This is a genomic window from Alteromonas sp. K632G, assembly GCF_017653625.1.
GTDB classification, from domain to species: Bacteria; Pseudomonadota; Gammaproteobacteria; order Enterobacterales; family Alteromonadaceae; genus Alteromonas; species Alteromonas naphthalenivorans.
In genome coordinates, this window is record NZ_JAGGDM010000005.1 from 216,380 (window position 1) to 238,500 (window position 22,121).

14 protein-coding genes and 1 pseudogene are annotated in these 22,121 nt (G+C 43.0%); 12 read left to right on the top strand and 3 right to left on the bottom strand.

All coding sequences use genetic code 11. The features are described from left to right. The first annotated feature begins 179 nt into the window (after positions 1–179). The 7 genes from J5X92_RS07230 to J5X92_RS07260 all read left to right on the top strand — a co-directional run bounded on the left by J5X92_RS07230 (position 180) and on the right by J5X92_RS07260 (position 10,108). Positions 180–1,196, top strand: coding sequence for an aldose epimerase family protein (locus J5X92_RS07230; protein ID WP_013785897.1), 1,017 nt, complete (start codon positions 180–182; stop codon positions 1,194–1,196). 201 nt (positions 1,197–1,397) lie between these two features. Further along, the gene (locus J5X92_RS07235; RefSeq protein ID WP_013785896.1) at positions 1,398–2,453 is read left to right on the top strand and encodes a UDP-glucose--hexose-1-phosphate uridylyltransferase; all 1,056 of its coding nucleotides are present in this window, start codon (positions 1,398–1,400) and stop codon (positions 2,451–2,453) included. After that, positions 2,446–3,585, top strand: a complete 1,140-nt coding sequence (gene galK / locus J5X92_RS07240) for a galactokinase (RefSeq protein ID WP_013785895.1) — start codon at positions 2,446–2,448, stop codon at positions 3,583–3,585. The genes J5X92_RS07235 and galK overlap by 8 nt, the downstream gene beginning before the upstream one ends. 277 nt (positions 3,586–3,862) lie before the next feature. Then, positions 3,863–5,425 carry a sodium/sugar symporter gene (locus tag J5X92_RS07245; protein ID WP_013785893.1) on the top strand — a complete coding sequence of 521 codons (1,563 nt, stop codon included), beginning with the start codon at positions 3,863–3,865 and terminating at the stop codon, positions 5,423–5,425. A gap of 282 nt (positions 5,426–5,707) precedes the next feature. Next, entirely contained in the window at positions 5,708–6,295 is a 588-nt protein-coding gene (locus J5X92_RS07250) for a single-stranded DNA-binding protein (RefSeq protein WP_013785892.1), read from the top strand. 258 nt (positions 6,296–6,553) lie between these two features. After that, positions 6,554–8,746 (top strand): DUF3857 domain-containing protein, encoded by a 2,193-nt coding sequence (locus tag J5X92_RS07255; RefSeq protein WP_208805199.1) that lies wholly within the window; start codon positions 6,554–6,556, stop codon positions 8,744–8,746. A gap of 18 nt (positions 8,747–8,764) precedes the next feature. Next, complete coding sequence (locus tag J5X92_RS07260; protein WP_208805201.1) at positions 8,765–10,108, top strand: hypothetical protein; 1,344 nt, start codon at positions 8,765–8,767, stop codon at positions 10,106–10,108. Between the two features lie 111 nt (positions 10,109–10,219). On the opposite strand, the gene J5X92_RS07265 is transcribed toward J5X92_RS07260, so the two are convergent. Continuing rightward, entirely contained in the window at positions 10,220–11,467 is a 1,248-nt protein-coding gene (locus J5X92_RS07265; RefSeq protein ID WP_208805203.1) for a response regulator, read from the bottom strand. Then, complete coding sequence (locus J5X92_RS07270) at positions 11,451–14,126, bottom strand: ATP-binding protein (protein ID WP_208805205.1); 2,676 nt, start codon at positions 14,124–14,126, stop codon at positions 11,451–11,453. Before J5X92_RS07270 ends, J5X92_RS07265 begins: the two co-directional genes overlap by 17 nt. A gap of 262 nt (positions 14,127–14,388) precedes the next feature. On the opposite strand from J5X92_RS07270, the gene J5X92_RS07275 reads away from it, so the two are divergent. From J5X92_RS07275 to J5X92_RS07295, 5 genes are all read left to right on the top strand, one after another. Further along, positions 14,389–15,621, top strand: a complete 1,233-nt coding sequence (locus J5X92_RS07275; protein WP_208805207.1) for an HDOD domain-containing protein — start codon at positions 14,389–14,391, stop codon at positions 15,619–15,621. A 139-nt stretch (positions 15,622–15,760) separates the two neighbouring features. Next, the gene (locus J5X92_RS07280; protein ID WP_208805209.1) at positions 15,761–16,672 is read left to right on the top strand and encodes a dihydrodipicolinate synthase family protein; all 912 of its coding nucleotides are present in this window, start codon (positions 15,761–15,763) and stop codon (positions 16,670–16,672) included. A gap of 145 nt (positions 16,673–16,817) precedes the next feature. Further along, positions 16,818–17,996 carry an MFS transporter gene (locus J5X92_RS07285; RefSeq protein ID WP_185864158.1) on the top strand — a complete coding sequence of 393 codons (1,179 nt, stop codon included), beginning with the start codon at positions 16,818–16,820 and terminating at the stop codon, positions 17,994–17,996. Between the two features lie 161 nt (positions 17,997–18,157). Then, positions 18,158–19,435, top strand: coding sequence for a dienelactone hydrolase family protein (locus J5X92_RS07290; protein WP_013785882.1), 1,278 nt, complete (start codon positions 18,158–18,160; stop codon positions 19,433–19,435). 222 nt (positions 19,436–19,657) lie between these two features. Then, positions 19,658–20,773, top strand: coding sequence for a hypothetical protein (locus tag J5X92_RS07295; RefSeq protein ID WP_208805211.1), 1,116 nt, complete (start codon positions 19,658–19,660; stop codon positions 20,771–20,773). A gap of 43 nt (positions 20,774–20,816) precedes the next feature. Here J5X92_RS07295 and J5X92_RS07300 read toward each other — a convergent pair. Next, positions 20,817–22,007 (bottom strand): annotated as a pseudogene (locus J5X92_RS07300) (alpha-galactosidase); the annotation flags it as partial. Between the last annotated feature and the right edge of the window lie 114 nt (positions 22,008–22,121).

A 22,121-nucleotide genomic window follows, 5' to 3' on the forward strand; every position in this document is an offset into this window, starting at 1 on the left:
ATCCTCTGTTATGGCGTACAGCGTACAGTATATTTACAAAAAAACATAAAAATGTTGTGCGAATTAGCACTATAAACGGAGTAAGAAAACGTATACCCTCCTTGCTGTTGAGGTCGTGCCAGCCTGTTAATTAAAAAATGGTAATCTTCATTTCTTGCAAAAAAGGTTAATGCATTGTTATGAAAGTTGAAGCGTCTGATTTTGGTGTCGTTGATGGTGAGAATGTCACCCTTTACACGTTAAGTAATTCACAGGGTATGCAGGCAAAAATTTTGAATTATGGCGGCATAATTCACGAATTAAATGTGCCAGATGACCAAGGTAAGCTTCATGCTTGCGTGCAGTCTTATTCAACCATTGATGGCTATGTGGACGACCCCAGTTATAGAAATGCAATAGTCGGGCGTTTTGCCAACCGTATTGGGCATGGAACGTTCACGTTAGAAGGTACGGAGTATCATCTAGATAAAAATGGCGGTGAACATAACTTGCACGGCGGCATTCCTGGTTTCCATAAAAAGATGTGGAAGGCTAAAGCAGAAACGCATGCTGACAGTGTTTCGTTGTCTTTAAGCTTAAGTAGCCCCGATGGCGAGGGAGGTTTTCCTGGCAACGTAAACGTTGAGGCTATTTATACCTTAGATGATGCTAATACGTTATCGTTGTCATTAAATGCTACCACAGACAAAGCGACCCCTTTCAGTCTCACCCAACATGCTTATTTTACGTTAAGTAAAGATAAGACAGTGGGAAGCACCTTCGTGCAAATTGACGCAAAGAAAGTTACCGATGCAGACAATACCTTGTTGCCAACAGGCAGCCTTGTAGAGGTTACAGACACGCCGTTCGACTTTAGTGAACTAACGCGGGTGAACGAAAACAGTGTGAAATCACATGATTTGTATAATCTAGTGGGTGGGTACGATCATAACTTCGTATTAAATGAATCGGTTGCTGGAAAACCTCAGGCCCAAGTTTTTGCTGAAGATACACACCTACAAATGGATTTATATACCGACTTACCGGGTATTCAGTTTTACACTGGAAGTCTACAAACTGACAGTCAGCTTGGCGCATTATGTTTAGAGCCTCAGCACTTCCCCGATGCACCGAATAAGCCACAGTTTCCTGATTGCATTATTTATCCCGATAAACCTTTTACCGCTGAAATTCGGTATCAATTTAAGCTGATTTAAACGAATAGAGAGTACACTTTAATTGTTAATTTATTTAACAATGTATTATCTTTATTCGATAATTGATAATCGCGAGCCCTTAATATATCATTGAGGGTAAACGTTTAACCTTTTGGTTTGATTACACCCATTCACACAAAATTTGTTTGGTGACGGTGTGGCAAAATTTCAACGAAAGCCAAATAAATAGTGAGAGAAATTATGGGAAAGCCCTTCGACCCAACTGACGACCCACATCGCCGTTATAACCCACTACTAGGTGAATGGGTTTTAGTGTCGCCACATCGCGCTAAGCGCCCTTGGCAAGGACAATCTGAAGAGCCTTCGAACGAGCAAAAGCCCTCATACGATCCCACTTGCTACTTATGCCCAGGAAATACGCGGGTAAACGGTGAAGTGAACCCAAGCTACACGGGCACATTCGTTTTTGAAAATGACTTTGCCGCATTGAAAAAAGATACAGAACAAGCCAGTGAAAAAAGTGGGTTGTTCCAGTTTGAAACCGAGCAAGGTTGCAGCCGTGTTATCTGCTTCTCTCCCGATCACAGCAAAACGTTGCCGGAGCTTACCGACGATGAACGTGCCGATGTGGTGAATTGTTGGAAAGCACAAACCAAAGAACTGGGCGAAGAGTTTACCTGGGTTCAGGTTTTTGAAAATAAGGGCTCTGCAATGGGGTGTTCAAACCCGCATCCTCACGGGCAAGTTTGGGCGCAGCAGCATTTACCTTCAGACCCAGCTAAAAAGCTGGTTCAACTAGGTCAATACTATGCAGAAAACCAACGCCCTATGTTGCTCGATTACGCCGAACAAGAAGTGGAAAAGCAAGAGCGAGTAGTTTGTCAAAACGATGACTGGGTTGTAGTAGTACCATACTGGGCAGCTTGGCCTTTTGAAACCTTATTGCTTCCGCGCTTTAACGTACAGTCATTAGATAAAATAACCGATGCGCAATCTTACTCGTTGGCGCAAATTATTGGTGATATTACCAGTCGCTACGACAATTTATTTGAAACATCATTCCCTTATTCAATGGGCTGGCATAGTGCGCCGTTCGATAACGAAACGCACCCAGAATGGACTGTACACGCCCATTTCTTCCCGCCACTTTTACGCTCAGCAAGTGTACGTAAATTTATGGTTGGCTACGAAATGATGGCTGAAGCTCAGCGCGATCTTACGCCCGAGCAAGCTGCAGACCGATTAAAAGCACTGCCTGTAGTGCACTATAAGAAACGCGAGAACACCAATGGATAACCAGTTACTTTCATCAGAATTTACACGTTGTTTCGGCACAGAGCCTACGCTTATTGCCCACGCGCCAGGTCGAGTGAACCTAATCGGTGAGCATACCGACTACAACGAAGGATTTGTGTTTCCAGCCGCCATTAACTTTGGTACGTGGGTTGCTGCATCCAAACGTGATGACAACGATATTGTAGTGACAGCGCTTGATTATGAAAATCAGCAAAATCAGTTTTCACTTAACGATATTCAGTATGACGACAATCAAGGCTGGGCGAATTATGTGCGTGGCGTAGTTAAAGTGCTTAAGGATGCCTTACCTGATTTTTCTGGTGCTAATCTTGTTGTTACAGGCAACGTGCCACAAGGCGCGGGTTTAAGCTCATCTGCTTCTTTTGAAATCGCTATTTTGAAAGCCCTTAGCGCACTATATGAATTACCGCTAGACGGTGTTCAAGCGGCCTTACTTGGTCAGAAAGCTGAAAACACCTTTGTGGGTTGTTCGTGCGGCATTATGGATCAATTGGTATCGGCAATGGGGCACGAAGGAAGTGCAATGTTGCTTGATTGCCAATCACTGGCGATTGAACATTCTCCACTGCCATCATCACATCAGATTGTGATCATTAACTCAAATGTAAAACGCGGTTTGGTAGACAGCGAATACAATTTGCGTCGTGAACAGTGTGAGCAAGGCGCGTCGTTATTAAGCGTTCCGTCGTTACGTGAAGCAACGATAGAAATGCTGGAAACCGCTAAGCCCCATATGCCTGAAGTGGTTTATCGCCGGGCCCGTCATATTATTACTGAAAATGCGCGTACATTAAGTGCAAGTGAAGCGTTGAAGGTAGGTGATATCACTACGGTGAGTGAGGCGATGGCAGAGTCGCATGTTTCTATGCGCGACGACTTTGAAATTACCGTACCGCCCATTGACTACCTTGTTGAAATTATTGGTGAAGTATTAGGTGAAACCGGTGGCGTTCGCATGACGGGCGGTGGTTTTGGTGGCTGCGTCGTGGCGTTAGTTCCAACTGATTCTGTCGATGCGGTTAAGCAAGTGGTTGCTGATAAGTACTTTGACGAGACTGGCTACAAAGCTGATATATATGTATGCACTGCCACTCAAGGTGCATTTGCTTAAACATTATATGTAATACACAAGATTCCCGTTAACAATTAATTGTGCCCCTTGCGTTGTTTTGAATTTCAAAACAACGCTTTTTTTTGCCTTAAATTTACAATTCTTGTTCATCTAAGTTAATGAAATGTGATATTAATGATGCGCTTTTGGGCAAAGTCATAAAGAAAGTCATGGTGTGGACTTTAACTTTTACAATAATAATAAAACCAATAGCCTTCATCGACCCTGCATCGAGAAAATTCGCACCGCAAAACTAAAATAATCGTTGGGAAAAACTATGAAATTAGCATCGTTAGATATCACAGTGTTTGTGATCTATGTGGTGGCGCTTATCGGCATCGCATGGTGGGTATCAAGGGAAAAGCAGGGACACGAAAAAGATACGAACGACTACTTCTTAGCAGGCTCTAGCTTGCCGTGGTGGGCAATAGGGGCCTCGCTGATTGCAGCAAATATATCGGCAGAACAAATTATTGGTATGTCAGGCTCTGGCTATCAACTAGGTTTAGCTATCGCTTCTTATGAGTGGATGGCAGCTATTACACTTATCATTGTGGGGAAATACTTTTTACCTATTTTTTTAAAGCACAAAATATATACCATGCCGCAGTTCTTAGAGCAGCGTTACGACCATCGAGTGCGTAAAGTCATGGCAGTATTTTGGTTGGGTGTTTACGTATTTGTAAACTTAACCGCGGTATTGTGGTTAGGCGCTTTAGCCATTAACACCATTGCTGGTGTGGATATGGTTTACGGCATGATATTCCTAGGTGCTTTCTCGCTGGCTTATTCATTATACGGCGGGCTAAAAGCTGTGGCACTTACCGACATTATTCAAGTGGTATTGTTAATATTCGGCGGCCTGTTTTTGTCTTACACCGCGCTTAATTTAATCAGTGGCGGTAATGGCCCCATTCAAGGTTTTATCGACCTTAGCAACCAGTTACCTGAAAAATTCGATATGATTTTATCGAAAGATAATCCGCATTATATGGACTTGCCGGGCATTTCCGTACTCATTGGCGGTATGTGGATAATGAACCTCTCATATTGGGGCTTTAACCAATACATTATTCAGCGCACATTGGCGGCGAAAAGCCTACAAGAAGCACAAAAAGGGATTGTGTTTGCTGCATTCCTTAAACTGTTAATGCCATTGATTGTGGTGTTACCAGGCATTGCGGCAGTGCTATTAGTGCCGGAGCTTTCAAAGCCTGATCAAGCCTACCCATCACTAATGAGCATGATGCCAGTAGGGCTGAAAGGGGTGATTTTTGCCGCGTTAGTAGCCGCAATAGTGTCGTCGTTAGCTTCGATGACCAATAGTGTATCGACCATTTTCACTATGGATTTATACAAAGATAAACGTCCTAATGAAAGCCAGCATCACTATGTGAAAGTAGGGCGTATAGTGAGCTTTGTCTCACTGATTATTGCCATGATCACGGCCAAACCATTGTTGGGTAATTTCGACCAAGCCTTTCAATATATCCAAGAGTTTACTGGCTTCTTTACGCCAGGTATTTGCGCCTTGTTTGTATTGGGCATGTTCTGGAAGAAGACCACTGCAACCGGTGGACTGTGTGCGGCACTAGGTTCGTTTGTACTTAGTATTGTATTCCGCCAATTCTGGCCTGAACTGCCGTTTATCGACCGTGTTGGTATCGTGTTCTTACTTTGTGTTTCTGTGGCTATTATCGTGTCGCTTGCAGAGAAAAAAGGTGTACATGAAAATGCGGTAGATTTAGATGAGGTCGAATTCGCTACAACGAAAGGGTTTAATATTGCCGCGTTCGCCGTAGTGTGTTTGCTTATCGCCTTCTACGGCGCTTGGTGGTAAAGCGCTGCTGACAATAAAGAGCCGCTGGAGTTAGAAAGTAATTGGTAATGGTTTGGGCGCTTAAGCTATCAAGCGCCCGATAAAACCATGCGAAAGTTCAGCCGACAAGCGATGAATATTTTGATAGCGTTCAAATTTGAAAGCACACGGGAGAGAAAAAACTTAATTTCTCCCGTTCAAAATAAGATATACTAACCGGCTAATATCGATGAAACTTTCGCACTTGTTGTTGTCACAAAGTGATAGAGCAGCAAGGCACTAAATACGTTACAGGAGACACCAATGGCAACGAAAGGCGTTAACAAGGTCATACTTGTGGGAAATCTAGGTAATGATCCTGAAGTACGATACATGCCTAACGGTAACGCCGTTGCGAACCTAAGCTTGGCTACCAGCGAAAGCTGGAAAGATCCGCAAGGCCAAATGCAGGAACGCACTGAGTGGCACCGCCTTACTATGTACCGTCGCTTAGCAGAAATTGCCGGAGAATACCTGAAAAAGGGTTCTCAAATTTACGTTGAAGGTAAATTGCAAACGCGTAAGTGGCAAGATCAGTCAGGCCAAGACCGTTACACTACAGAAATCATTGTAGACCAAATGCAAATGCTTGGTGGTCGCGGTGGTGAAGGTGGCGGTGGTAATGCGGGTGGCGGTTATCAACGCCCTCAGAATAACCAGCAAGGTGGATACCAGCAACAAGGTGGTCAAAGCCAAGGCGGTTATCAGCAACAAGGCGGCCAAAATCAAGGTGGTCAAAACCAGGGCGGCTATCAACAGCCAGCACCTAACCAAGGTGGCGGTCAGTCACAGCCTAAGCAGCCTCCAATGGCTGAGCCAGACTTTGATTTTGATGACGACATTCCGTTCTAGGTTCTGATAAAGCTTTTTTGTAAATCAAAAAAATAGATACTAAGCCCTTATATTAAGGGCTTTTTTTTGTTCAAAATTAATTGATTAGTAGCTAATTAGCTCGTTGTGAAGCGCGATATGTATCAGACAAATTTAAAGGGGCACTGATATAAGAAATCTCTTATCGACAATTAACGCAAGATACGGCAGCATAACTTAAAAAATAAACAGTTGAACGCACGCGTTTGGTTGGAATTTGTATCAACAAGGAAGAATGGGATGGCAGTATATATCCGAGTGTTCGTTATCTTTTTGAGTTTCTTATCGATAACTAACGCAAGTGCAGAAACGACGAGTATAGGTCCCGATGCCGAGACTTTATTAGCACTCAAAACGGACGCTACAGAATATGCAGACAGGGGGGCGGTAATACTCAGTCGCAGAACCGAAATTACGGTCGACGAGCAACGTTTAGAGTCCACCAAATATTACCGTGCTATCTATATTGCAAGCGAAGAGGCGGTATCTGACTATTCAAAATTGGTTAACTCGTTCAATGCTTATTATCACACTAGCAGTATCGATTTTGCTCGGGTAATTGCTGCCGACGGTCAAATTTTCAATATGCAAGATGATGCTATCTCTGAAGTGTCGGCTAATAATGACGATTACCTTGATGATATGAAGCGTATTGAGTTCGCTGTGCCTCAGTTAAAAGTCGGTAATATTATCGAGTACCAAATTAACGAAAAGCAGACCAAAGCGATTATCGATGGTGAATGGTTCACAGGCATTCGCTTTAATCACGTAAAGTTTTTACCGCTGAAAAACTGGGTGAGAATCGATCCTATTCTGTCCTCGTTAACCACACTCACTATTCCAAACACCGTTGATTTATATATCGAAAATCGAAACACGGATTTGTCTCCGCTTGTGACGAAAAGTGGAAGCACAACGCAATACGTGTGGAAAATGGATAAGCTAGAAGGCATAGAAATTGAGTCTGGCATGCCGCCAATCGATGAAACCTTACCCCTCGTTTACGTCTCTACGATGAACAATTGGAAAACAGTAGATGATTGGTACTGGGACTTATTCAAGCCAAGCTTGATGCCAGCAGATAATGTTACCGCGTTAGCGAATGAACTGTTTAGTGAGCAGGACACCCAGACCGATAAAGTAAAAGCGGTGTTTGATTACATGCAAAAAAATGTTCGTTATATAGGTGCACATGTTAATCGTGGGGGCTATCAGCCTCATACTGCGCAAGAAGTGCTGCAGAACGCCTATGGTGACTGTAAAGACCAAACAACTCTTATTGTGGCGCTACTCAACGAAGCCGGTATAAAAGCATCACCAGCACTCGTAAATACCTACAATGGAAGTGTTGTATTTGACGATTTACCAGCACTGAACTTTAACCATATGATCACTTACGTTACCACGGATGAAGGTAGTTATTGGCTAGATACCAGTGGCCAAACGGGCACTTTCCCGGGGTTAAGTGCCATGCTTGGGGGCAAACGTACATTTGTGGTAACGGGCAGCGCGGGTGAACTAGTAGAGGTTCCCCATGTTCAACCTGAAGAGAATGTGGCAAAAGTGGCGGTTGATTATTCGCTGAATGATTCTGCATTAGACGCATCAGTAAAGATGAGTTTTGACGGTCAGGTAGAAACGAACCTTCGTAGTTACTATCAATTTTCGCCAGAAAAGCGCGCTGTAGTAGAGCAACTTCTGTCGCCATTTGTTCACGATAATCGAGTAACGTCGTTTACCGCAACGGATCCCGCAGACTCGGCTACACCTTTTGAAATAGAGGGAGATTTTGTAGATTTACTCTCTATTACTGAAGACATTTCTCGTTTTCATTACAGCATGAATTATGCGCAAATTTTAAAAGTCTTTACCGGTTTTTCCATCATGGAACCTGTATCTGAGCGCGACCAAGACCTTTATATACAAATACCCATTACGGTAGAACTTTCTATTACTTATCCAGCCCCTTGGTCAGATGCAGAACTAGTGCAAAATGGGCCTGCCAGTAATTATCAAAACCCATTTTTTGAAATTACACATACTGCGCAGCCTAGTGACAACGAGGTAACAAGTACCTCAAAGTTTGTACTGTATGCGCAAACCATACCGGTTGAAGAATATGCGGCCTTTTTTAATGCTATTGATGCCTTTCAAAAAGGCAGCGAGAGTATGTTCGTCTATGACAAGGTGGTGGCAACATCACCGCAAAGCCACGAAGCGTTATCGATAGAAGAGCAAATAGCGCACTCGCGAGCCTTACTTGATAGTGGGCGCTTTGACGAGGCGTTGGAATATGTTACCGAACTTGCTAATGGCAACAAAGATAATGGGGAAGTGCAGTATTTATTGGGTATTGTGCATGGTTTCAATGGTAAAGACGCTCTGTCTGAAGCGGCGTTTGAGCGTGCTGAGTCTCTTGGCTACCAGTATTAGTACATAAAGGATTATTAGATGATGTTTTACCGAATTGTACTACTTGCTAGCGTGATATTACTGAGCGGCTGCGAATCTACTTCAACCCAGAATGCAGATGCCTCGCCTGAACTCGTCGGTTTAGAGCAGCAGGTTGAGCGTTACCCAAATGATTCTCAGGCATTGCGTAATTTGATTGAGTACCAGTTAAAAGCGTTTGACCGAGAGCCAGATTATGACTTATTGAATAAGCTGCAAAGTAATTTGCAACAAGGCATAAAACAAGCGCCTAACGATCGCTATTTTGCTTTTCACTATTATCGATTGAATTTGCAATTGGCATTTGTAGAGCAAGAGTACGACGAACAAAAGTGGCAAGCGTTTTATACACAGCACCCGTTTTTAAGTACATTAGACATTGCGCCGCCGGTGTATGTTTCATACTTACTCGAGCAACCCCAAGATGAAAAAATGTTAGCGGCGTTAAAGCAAACGGTTCGTGACAATCCATTTTTTATGAATGGGGCTTTAGAGTTAGCTTATTATTATTATGATCAGGAACAGCTCGAATTAGCCATTTACATTGTTGAGGCGGCGCGAAAGCGAGATGATAGTAATCCTGATGCAAAGTCGGACTGGGTGCTTTATCAAACGGAATACGCACTTAATAATATGTGTGATACGGGCACTTATAAACCATTAGACGATATCATTACCGAAAGCCGTCTTCTGACGCAGTCTTTTCCTAATGATCCATTTCATTTTAATTTACTCGCGGAATTATTCCGTATTAGCAATAAAACCACGTTGGCCGTCTATACCGCACAAAAAGCGGCTAAATTAGATCCTAGCTATCAGAGTTATTTAAATGAAATGTATTTATGGGATACCAAAATCGATAAAGTCATCGACTATGAGATAACTGATGTTGATAGCAAAGCAGAGATTTTACTTACCCAAATTTACGCAAATATTGCGGCGGGAAATTGGGATAAAGTAGGTAATCTTGCTAGTCGTTATAGTCAAGCTGACGAGGCTCGAATCTATGGGGTACTTTATGGTGCGTATGGCTATAGAATGCAGGGTAATAGCCAAGAAAGTCGTGAGCTATTAAACTTTGCCTCTGAGAAACTTGAATTGGATGATTGGCAAAAAGGGATGCTTAACTTTGCCAAAGGCAGTATTGATGAAACGCAATTGATGGCACTGGCGAGTGATCGCTGCGAACAGTCTGAAGCCCTATTCATTGCAGCGCTAAACCACATAGAAAACGACAACGCTGAACTTGCAGAGACCTACTGGCAGCGTATTTACGAACTTGATATAAGAACGTTTTTCGAATTCGCAGTAGCGAAGAATAAAATTAAAGCTGCAAAAAAGTAGCAGGGCCAGACCTACTCTGCCAAACCTATTCTAATGTAACGGGGTTCCCGTCAGGGTTCCCCATACAGCCTTTTTTCAAATAAAACGGTGAATAACTACCTAAGTGTTTGTTTAAGCCTTAGGGATATATTTTTCAATTAACCTATCAAACGAGCTTTTTTGCAGGGGCTTAATAATGTAACCCTTAGCTCCCTTTTGCATCGCTTTAGTCACCGTGGCTTTATGTTTATCCCCCGACAACATAATAATCGGTGTGTCAGCATTTAGGCTTTGCTCCGAGTTAGCCTGGCCTACAATGTAGATGCCATTAGTGTCTGGTAAATTCACATCCATCAGCACAAGGTCGTACTTTTTGGCGGTCAAAGAAGCGAAGGCTTGCCTGCCTGTGGTAACGGTATCGCAATGCATCTTATATTTATCAATCAATCGCTTAGTTAATTGAAGGCTAATAATGTCATCCTCAACCACAAGAATTGAGGGCACGTCGTTTTTTTTTGCCAGTATTTTTTCAGGGTCGATATCTTGGTTGTATAGTCGGTTAAAGACATAGCCCTTGTCTTTTTCGTCTGCGCTTGTTTCAGTGCTCGCACCTGTCGTTGCTTCTTCAGCGTTAGTATTTGACGTTAATTCTGCGGTTTTTAAATCAAGGGTTTTTTCTAATAAGCTAATTGCCCTTGCTTCCAGTTTAATTAGCTCTGGGCGAATTTGGTCTGACTTTATTTTAGATAGGGTCTCTTGTAACTTGGCAATATCAAGATCTACGGACTCCTCCATTTCTACCCGTGTTACTGCGCGTTCTAATGCGTTTTCAATTTCTACAATAGAGCTTTCAAACTCTAACTGTAATTGATTTTTGTAGTCTAGGCCTTGTTTTAAAGCCTGCTTTATTTTGTCATCAAAATGATCGATTTTGCTAAAGTAGGTTTGTTGAGCCAGCATCTCTTTATCTTGAACATGCACCCCTAGTTCGCTGAATAAATGTTCGCAAATTAATATAATGCGATGTAGTTCATAAACCGGCCGGGCAATCATGTAATCATCGATAATCCCCGCCGCATGGGCTTCATAAGCTTCTCTTTCAAACTGACGAGGTATTAAACTAACTATCTTGTGGTTGCATAGATGGTATGATTTTAGTGCTTCCAGTGTGCGGTAATAAGTAAACAAGCTTTTCTCTAATGAGTCGCCTGTCAGCAAAAGCACTTTGGGCTTAGAATCAATTAATAGCTTGCATAAGTCTCTTAAAGAATCACAGGTAACGTAGTCATCAAAATGCTTCTTAATAACCTCAAGAACGATTTCGTCACTTTGCGGCTCTGTAATGTAGAGTACAATTTGTGCTTCACTGGGTTGAGTCATGATTTTCCAAATACTTCCTTATATGGGTAATGAGCTCTTCAATAGCGAGTTTCATTTCTTCCCAATCTAACAATATGAGTGGTTCTGCGGGAATTTGACGCCCTATATGTTCCACCGTTTCGCACTTCTGGCTTAAATGATAAGCACCAACAATTCTGGCACTACTTTTCAATCTGTGAGCAAACTTCGAGAGGGTTTGCCAGTCTTCAACATCCACTACATCAAGCATAATATGCAAGTCTTTACTCAGGCTTTGTTCAAACCCGCATAAATAGTCGTACTCCTCTTGTGGGCTAATATCGCCAACAATTTCGGTGAGTGCTGCAATATCAAAAACACGCGTAGAATCAACCTTACTATTAACCTCACTACTGTCATCAAAAAAGTCCGCTTCAAAGAGGAGATTTTCCGCATCGTGTTCATCTGTGACGGTTTCCACAGAGGAAGTCAGGGCGGATTGTTCGCTGTTAAGACGGCTAATTAAATCTGCTAGGGTTTGCAAGGTTAAGGGCTTCATTAAGATTCTATCGACACCCACCTCGTTACAGTGAGCCTGACACTGCTTAGAATTGTCGGCGGTAAGGATTAGCATGGTAGACTTGGGTCGCTGTTCACTTTCTTCTAAACATCGCAAAATACCAATCAGTTCTCCACCAGTAATGACGGGCATCTGGTAATCGCTAATAACCACATTGAACGGCTGTTGTTCGAAGAAAATAATCGCTTCTTCAGCAGACATTGCAAAGCTTGCTTTAATGTTCAGCGCATCAAACTGTTTTTTGAGCACGTAAATATTATCTGGGTTGTCCTCTACTACTAAAATTCGCAATCGGTCGGAAATGTTTTTGGGTGACATACTTGCAGCAGTAGCCGACAAGGAAGGGCAGTGTGGTGCTGCTAGGCTTAACAATTCGGCTAACTTGAGTGGAGCGAGATGAATTTGCTTAATAGTTAGCTGGGCATGCATATTCACATTATCCACGAGCAGCGCGATTTGATGCACAGGGATAGGAGGCCTGTTATCTTGCAATGCCTGTTCAATATTAATTACTTCGGTTTCACAGCCGCTAGATGCATCCAGTAAGTAGAAGTGGTTTGGCAATGCGTTACTGGGTAAGGCGTCTGTTAAGATGGCCTTAAAGTGGAATCGCTGTGCATAGCGATTGAGGTCGTTAAAAAATACCGCGCTGTTAGTTTCAAAAGTGAACGTGTCTAAATTTGCTGGCGCTAGCTCTATTTCCGGCGCAGAGCAGGCTTCTAATGGTAGTTGCACCACAAAGGTAGAGCCTTTGCCTAGCTCACTGTCTACATAGATACCGCCACCCATTAACTGTACTATTTTCTGACAGATGCTTAACCCAAGTCCGGTGCCACCAAACGTTTTGTGAATATCATCATTAGCTTGGGTGAAGCGATCAAAAATCGTATGTACTTTAGTACTCTCTATCCCAATCCCATTATCAATAACGTTGAAGTGAATGTAGTTGGTTAAATCATCTTGCAATACCTCAAGGCGAAGTGTTGCATTTAGCTTTTGATTAAACTTCAGACCATTGCTAATAAGGTTTGTGAGTACTTGGGTAAGGCGAAGTTCATCTACACTAACAATTCGAGATATGACGGGATCGACAAACAACGTAAGTTCCACATTTTGCTGCTTTGCCTGTCCATAGAAGGTGTTAATTAGCTCTTCACACAGTACTCTCAAATTAACGTCTGACGGCGAGAGCTGTACCATATTGGCATCAAACTTAGTGAAATCTAAAACATCATTGATGAGGCTTAACAGTGAGATAGAGCTTTTAGACACTCTTTTTAATAGCTCATTCCCTTTAAACTCTTCTTGATGCTCGCATAAATATAGCAGACCTATAATGCCATTTAATGGGGTGCGTATCTCATGACTCATTGCTGCCATGAAGTTGCTTTTTGCATTGCTAAGTGCGGTGGCTTCATTAAAAGAGATTTCGAGTTGCTCGTTCAGCCCTTTTATTTGTGACTCATTGATAATGAGGCCAACACGTCCACCTGTGAAAGTGAGATTATCGCGATACTCATAGAATTGTCCGTCGGGCGCTGTGAACGACAAAGACATCTCTTGCTTACTATTAAATTTCCGTCGTAAAAAGCGATAGGTAACAGCCTGTAGATGGCTATCCCCTTGTGCGAAATAGTCACTAAAATCGTTAAGAATGGAATCTAATGGCACACCGTTTAAACTTTTGTTCCCGCAAAAAGGGAATATGTTTTGGAATTGCTCATTAACTAGGTCAATCTTTCCGTCACTACAAATTATTGCGGCATCGGGTATCTTATCGATTGCGGTAACCAAGTTATAGTATCGTTTTGCTAGCGCAGATGGCTTAGAGCGAGCAATTTTAACTAGAGTCCTCCCATGTTCCATGGGCATGGCCGTGCACAGTTTTTCTTCGCCTTCTATCACGCAAAAAGCCAGTTCTTGCTCGCCGTTTAGCAAAGGTACTATGGCATCTATAATAGTTGGCAAATTGGAAGACAGTGCCTCACTTTCATTCAACTTATTATTTGAAGCCAGAATGTCCAAGTCGTTATTAACCACAAGCACGGGATGATAAAACAGATTTATGAGACTTTGGGTTTTTTTCAGGTCTCTATTAATTTCAATATCTTTTATAGTCATGAAAAGGTGGTCTATTATTTAAGAATCGCCAAACAGTTTTATAAAAACCTGTCTTAAATATTTATTACATAAGGTTTTTCTAATTAATTTTGTTCTCGCTTTGTAATGAAGCCAGTTAAAACCGCGACAATTTTAATGTAGATGACAATAGCGATAATTGCGAAGATCAGCGCGGTCTAGATAAGGACAATTATTGCTTCCTAATGCATTTTAATTAGTGGCCGATTTTCAGCCGCAGCCTAGTAATCTTATGGAGTAGCCGATGGTGAAGGATGTGTTAACTGCAAGGCAGCTTGTATTTAACGAAAACCACGAAATCTATGCTTGTGAGTTCTTATGCTTAGATGAAGGGGCGGAAGATACCTCTTCAAGCGTAAATGTGTGCCCATCAAAAAAGTTTATGACCACAAAGCGATTAGCCAATGTTTGTGAGAGTATCGCTGAAAGTGAACGGCATTTAGATGTACCTATTTTTATCAACGTCGATCAAACCTTCTTGAGTGAAACTGATGATATTTATGCGGTAAAACCAAACATAATTTTGGAAATATTGGCTTCGGTAGAGCCTACGGAATCAAACCTGAAACGTATTCAGCAATTGCGACGCAAAGGCTTTGATTTTGCGCTAAGCGAATATGCATTAGACCCATCTAAAGCTTCTTTTTTTAAATACCTTAAAGTAATAAAAGTTGATGTGCTTAACGTGACCCAGTCACAACTTAGTAAAAGCCTACCAATTTTAAAGAAGTCGAAGTGCTTAATACTGGCAGAAAAAGTGGAAAGCCAAACGGTATACGAAAATTGTAAAGCGCTAGGGTTTGACCTATTTCAAGGCGACTTCCTTGAAAACCCTACCATTATTGGTGGTAAAGAAATAAGCGAAAAACAAAACAGTAGTCTGCAGCTAGTGTCTGAATTCAGTAAAAACGACATAGAGGTTGATAAGGTCGCAGAAATCATTTCATTAGATCCTGTGCTGACTACTAAAATTTTGCTGTTAATTAACTGCCCGCTTTATCAACTGGTTCGAGATGTAAACAGTGTACGGGAAGCCGTTGTTATCATAGGGCTAGATGTTGTTAAGCAGTGGGCAATTGTAATGTCGCTAATGTCTGTTTCTACTAGCCCAACTGAATTATTCCGGTCATTGTTAGCACGGGCAAAAACCCTCGAACTTATTGCGTTTAATAATCAGGATGAGGAGGTTTCGCTTAACCCCTTAGAATGTTTTCTAGTGGGATTGCTATCAGGTGTAGATGCCATTTTTAAAGTGAACATGGAGACATTAGTCGGCAGTTTGAAACTAGAAGCCCATTTAAAACAAGCGTTACTAACACATGACAATGCGCTAGGTTCCTTGCTTATTAATGTGATTGGTATTGAGCGATTTGATAGCCAAACGTTCGAGCGCTTATCAAACCAAGATATTTGTCTTTATGGTCGTTGCCAACAAGACGGCGCGTTATGGGCAGATACCGTAATGAAAAATCTATGATCAGCTTTTCAAAAGCATAAAATGTTGTTCTAGTTTAGAAGGTAACGAGATGTATGTGGACGAATGATAAGTGTATGATTGATGTATAGTAACGTTAATCGCTTAAATACATCGCTTGCCCTTCGCATTAGGAGCCTCCATGTTCACCGGATTGTGTGCTTTTCCTCTTACGCCCTTTCACCATGAAAAAATTGATTTTCACGCTTTTGAAAAGTTGATTGGCAACCTGAAGCAGGCCAATGTTGAGTCGATTTGTGCAATGGGGTCTACAGGTTTATATCCCTATTTATCAAGGGATGAGCTAGTTAAGGTGACTGAATCGTCAGTAGGAATAGCTGGCGACACGCCGGTAATGGTAGGCATTGGCTCACTGCGTACCTATGATGTATTGAAGAACGCAGAAGCCGCGCAACAAGCGGGTGCGAAAGCGCTGCTGTTAGCACCGGTTTCTTATCACCCGCTACACGAAGCTGAAGTATTTGGCCTGTACGAGAAGGTTACCGCTGAAATCTCAATTCCCTTATGTATTTATGAGAACCCTGGAGTGACCCAGTTTAGTTTCAGCGACGAGCTATATCGCCAAGTTACCCAGCTTCCCAACGTTGGCGCGATTAAAATCCCCGGAATGCCTTTTGCTGATACTAATGCTGATGGTAATGCGGCTGGGAAAGCACGACTTTCGAGCCTGCGAAATATAGTGCCAGAGCATGTCGCCATTGGGGTAAGTGGTGATAAATTTGGTGCCTTGGGGATGCAGGCGGGATGTGATTTATGGTTATCTGTACTCGGAGGTTTATTCCCTAATGCGGTGAGAACCATGATTGCATTGAGTCAATCAACATCGCCGCAAGCAGCAATAGCACAATCTGAACGCTTAACCCCATTGTGGGATTTATTCGCCCGCAATAAAGGCGGTATGCGCGTAATGGCCACCGCGGCGGCAATACTGGGGTACACAGAAGCAAACTGTTTACCTCATCCGCTACAGCCCCTTCAGGCCGAAGATAAACAAAAACTCGAAGCGATTTTAACGCAATTATCATTGGATTAAGTTATACCTGACTCAGGTTGAATCTGTTGCCAATGCTAACGCAAAAGCCCAGCGCCAAGAGCAGCCATGAGCCCAAAGAGTAGCCTTGAGCCAATAAGCAGCCCTGAGCCAATAAGTAGCCTTGAGCCAAAAGAGTAGCCCACCGTTGAATAAAGAACATTTTTCACCATTATTCAAATATGTTGTAGCCGCCATTATCGCGCGCACCGCAACAGGTGGCGCTATTGTGGCCATCGTATTGCTTGCTAGAAACCTTGAGCTTGATGGAAAAGCGGCAGGCATTTTAGCGGCGTGTTTAACGCTGCCCCACTTGTTAGGGCCAGTATACGGGCGTTGGTTGGATGGGGTTTCGCAGCCTAAGTACCTTATTAGCGGGGCGGCGCTGAGTTACACCTGCTTTTTTCTTTTGGCTATATTCAGTTTTGAAAGGCATTTGGCTTGGTTGTTGGCGTTTTCGTTGTTGCTAAGTGGTGTTTGCAGTTCGTTTATTATGGGGGGCTTGGGCACTCAGCTGCCAAGTTTAGTTAGCGCAAGCAATACATCTCTTAGAAAGGCGCAAAGCTGGGACACCATTACCTATGGGGTAGGGCACACATTGGGCCCGTTTATTGTCGCTTCTTTATCCGCCCTGTTCTCGACCAAGGTGGCTGTCAGTGTGCTGGTGTTCACACCTCTGTTAGCCGGCATACTCATTTTAAGCTTCCCTAAAAAGCATGCACTACCAAAGACTGACGCCTCGTTAGATATAGGGTTTAAAAGCGTGTTTTATGCGTTTAAAAACTCGAGCGCACTGGTACGCACGATGGTGATGACATCGGGAGCAGCATTTAGTATTGCAGCCTTGCCCGTATTGGCTGTTTATCTTAGCGAACATTGGCAGCACGCAGAGCATCACGGCGCTTATCTGGTCACAGCATACGGGGTAGGAAATTTAAGTGGTGCGCTATTTCTCATCTTTAGGCCACTCTCGAAAGAGCCCTTAACATTATTAAAGCGGGCAGGAAGTTTTTTGTTGGTGGCGTTACTGGCCACAAGCCTAAGTCCATCTTTCGTTCTTGGGGCGGCGGGCTACTGGTTGTGTGGTGTAGCCAATGCCATATTCTTTACTTCCAGCCTAGCGGCACGAACTGAGTTTGCCCCAGCGCACAGCGCGGCGCAAACGTACATGTGGGTTGCCGCAGCTAAGGTGGGAGCAGGCGCAATAGGGGCTTTAGTTGCTGGAACCTTGTTAGTCCAAGGGGTAACTGTTTCGTTGGTAACTTCTTGCGCTACCCTCGCACTCATTCTTATCGTGTGCTTTGCTGTATTCAGAGTACAAAAATAGCCTTTAGGTTATACGTTTACATTTCTTACTTTCAAAATTGCCGTTTTAATTTACCAGTCTTATTGATGACAATTCATTTAATCAATGGGCTATGCCTTGTTTATTGAGGTCATAGAGGTAATATAGGCTATGCACAATAATTAACAAAAAATTAGCAAATTATGAAAACGTTATCCCTGTTATGTATCGCAGCATTATTAGCAGCCACACCGGCATATTCAGCGCAGACGCTTTATCAAGACTATCCTAGTGATATTACGCCCGAGCTAAGTGAAAAAGGCGCCTATCAAGTGGGCGTTAAAACCTTAACTGTTAACTATCCAAAGCCCGTAGTTACCTTACAAGGGCAAGTTGTTGACCGAGTATTGAAACTGGAAGTTTGGTACCCCACCACTGATAGCGGCGCGGCCACAACGTATGAAAATCAAACCCGTAGTGGTAATGAGTTTAGTATTCAAGCTGATGCTATTCGCGATGCCAGTGTGGCAGAACCGCAAGGCAGTTACCCTGTCGTTGTGTTGTCTCACGGCTATACGGGTTATCGCACAATAATGTATTACCTTGGTGAGCACTTAGCATCTCATGGTTATATTGTGGCTGGGATAGATCATACCGACTCTACTAACGAAGATGTAGATTTTACCAATGCCCCTTATGCTGGATTCCCTAGCACGCTATTAAACCGCTCACGAGATCAAGTGTTAACGTTGAATGCGGTAAGTGAACATGCGCTATTTAAAGATGTTGTTGATACCCAAAATGCCGGGCTTATTGGCTATTCCATGGGTGGTTTTGGTGCGGTGAATACCGTTGGTGGTTGTTATAACTTTGGAACTGAAGCTACTGCTAGCTTTACTGGCGTGACAGACCCTGCGGTTCTCAGTGCGCTACAAAATGTACTTAACACCTGTGCCGGTGGTAATGCCGACGCTGAAAGCGTAGATACGCGCTGGAAAGCGGCGATGGCGTTAGCGCCTTGGGGCGGTCAACATAAAGCGTTTTCAGAAGATGCACTTAATAATATTCACGTTCCCATGCTATATGTCGCTGGTGATCATGATGATATTGCTGGTTACCAAGGTATACAGTGGTTATTTGAAAATACAGGTAACGAAGACAGTAAACTGCTTACGTACAAAAATGCCAGACACAATATTGCACCCCATCCCGCTCCTAAAGAAGCATTTGGCAACGAATTCGATATTGGCCATTACTTAGAGCCGGCTTGGCGTTCAGAAACTATGAATGACATAAACGAACACTTTGCATTGGCTATGATGGAATGCCATGTGAAAGGAAAAGCTGACTTTTGTGCTTATTTAAATGTTGAAGGTGATAGTGGGCAAGTTGCCGTAGACGACAAAGTGCCAGAAGTCTGGAAAGGCTTCGACAATCGCTATGCGTTAGGCTTAATAATGGAAGGCAAACCTAAGAAATAGGCGTAACCTTTACTATCTCCAACAATAAAAAATACCGTAAAGGCCTAACCGTGTTAGGCCTTTTTTTGTTTCGCGCTGTGCTATACCCATACGCATACCCATACCATACCCACAGACCAAGGTTTCATTCTGGCAAGACATGCTTTGTTACTTATTCAGTTAGAGAAGTCATATTAAGCATGCTAATTTACTACTTAACGCTTATTTACTTAAGGCAAAGGAATGTTCATCCAGCGAAATCAAAACAAATTAACTGTTCTCCATTGTTTGTGTCTGCCTGCTATTACTGCGTTTAAGGGTGCAAATATAGCCGCTTTACTGTGTTCATCATTCTTTGTGTCGTTTGCGAACGCTAGCGCATTACCTTCTGACGACGTATTAGACGCTATGTTTCAAGCGCAGGATTATGAAAGTATAGTGAGCGCACTTGAGCCCATAACATCGAAAACCCCGAAGCAATATAACGTGTTAATTTCGGCGTTAATGAATACAGATTTAGATGACGCTGAGGATATGGCGGCTCAATTTGTTGACGAGCATAAAGACAATTACCGCGCTTACCATATGCAGGCTAACGTGATGGGTGCGCAAGCAATGGATAGTGTTTTTTCCGCCCTAGGTTATGCCAAAAAAGCCAAAGCGAGCCTACAAAAAGCAATTGAAGTGGCACCAGATGAAATTGAGGTTTATCAGGCGCTAATGCAATTTTACATAGTCGCGCCGTCTATCGCTGGTGGCGATATAGATGAAGCCAAAAAGCTTGCTGACAAAATTACGCAAATGGATGCACTAGAAGGCAAGTTTGCGACAGCAACAATTTACGCTGCAGACGATAAAGCTGCTGAAGCAAAAGCAATGTTAATTGAGCTTAGCGAAAAGCCTGAATTCGAAGTTCGGGCACGTTTTGAGCTTGGTCGATTGCATATAGATGGTGAAGAATACGATGACGCGATAGCAGCGCTAACCCCTCTATTAAACACTAACGTAGTTAAAGCACAGAAAGCAGATGAACAAGCATGGAACACGTATTCTGAAAGTAAGTTTACCCAACTATATGGCACTTATCGTATAGGCTGGGTGGCAGTAGAAACCAGCCAATATACTAAGTCGGGAATTGATGCGCTTAACTATTACTTGGCTGAATTAGAGGCGACAGATATTGATACTCATCAGTTGCCAAGTAAGAATTGGGCTAACTTACGTTTAGCCGAGCTGTTCCTAAATGCTGATGATGTTTCAATGGCATCTAGCACCCTTGAGAAAGTGACAAAAGACGGTGATAAACGTTTGGCAAAAATAATGAAAAACCTCAAAAAACAAATAAAAAAGCGAACCTAGTGGTTCGCTTTCTTTAAGCTTTATGCAGCGTATTTTTATCGAACTACACTTCTTTAGCGGTATAAATAAGCGAAGTTTGCGGGAATAAAACCGGCATTTGCATACCGTATTTCATTAACGCTTCACCGCTAAATACTTGCCCGTCTGTTTTTTGCAAAATAGACGGTGAGTATTCTTTCAATGTACCCGGCCAAACCCGCTCAAGGGTATAGGACTTATCGGCATCAAGCCCGGCAAAATAGAAACGAGATGGTGTAGTACGCCCGGTTTCTTTCACGCTATTGTAGGCAAAAATACCCTCGGCTTTGTCTTTTGATACATAACCAAACTTCACGTTAAGGCCATCATCATCCATACGGTATAAATCGCCGCCGTGGGTAATATGGCGGTATTTTTTATATAGCGAAATAGCCGATTTCAGGGTGTCTTGCTCGTGCTCAGTAAGCTCACGGGGGTCCATCTCAATACCCATGTGGCCAAACATCGATACCGCAGAGCGGATCTCAATCGGTAAATTACGGCCAGTAATATGGCAATCGCGAGGGCCTACGTGTGCGCCCATCACTTCAGAAGGGAAGAAGTAAGAGAAGCCGCGCTGTATGTACAAGCGGTCTAACGCGTCGTTAGAGTCTGACGTCCAAAAACGGTCGGTGTGAGGTAATATACCTAAATCCACACGCCCCCCGCCTGAACAACAGCTTTCAATTTCAATACCCGGATGTGCCGCTTTAACGCGATCGATTAACGTATACAAAGCCGCCATTTGGCCATTCATAGCTGGTTTGCCATGTAGGTTGCCAGGATGATTTACATCGCGGTTCATGTCCCACTTAATGTAACTAATTTTAGGGTAAGTGCTTAGTACGTCGGTGATGACTTTATAAAGGTACTCAACCACTTCAGGGTTCGTTAAATCGAGTACGTACTGATTACGAAAGGGTACATGGGGGTTATTTTTGGTGTGTAACGCCCATTCAGGATGTGCGCGGTACAAATCGCTATCTGGGTTAACCATTTCAGGTTCAAACCATATGCCGAATTCCATGCCTTTATCGGTAACGTGGTCGATAAGCCCATCTAGTCCTTCTGGGTAAATGGCTTCATCTACTGTCCAGTCGCCTAAGCCAGCTTTGTCATTTCTTCGGCCTTTAAACCAGCCGTCATCTAGTACAAAGCGCTCTATCCCTAAGGGGGCTACTTTGTCAGCAAGGGCTTTAAGCGTGGCTTCATCATGGGGTTCTAGGGATTTTCCCCTCTAAAAAGACTTAATCCTCTGTAGACCACACCAATAAATGGCTGCGGAGGTGGGTTACTACTTATAAGTGTGGCAAATTAGGTAAATATCGTA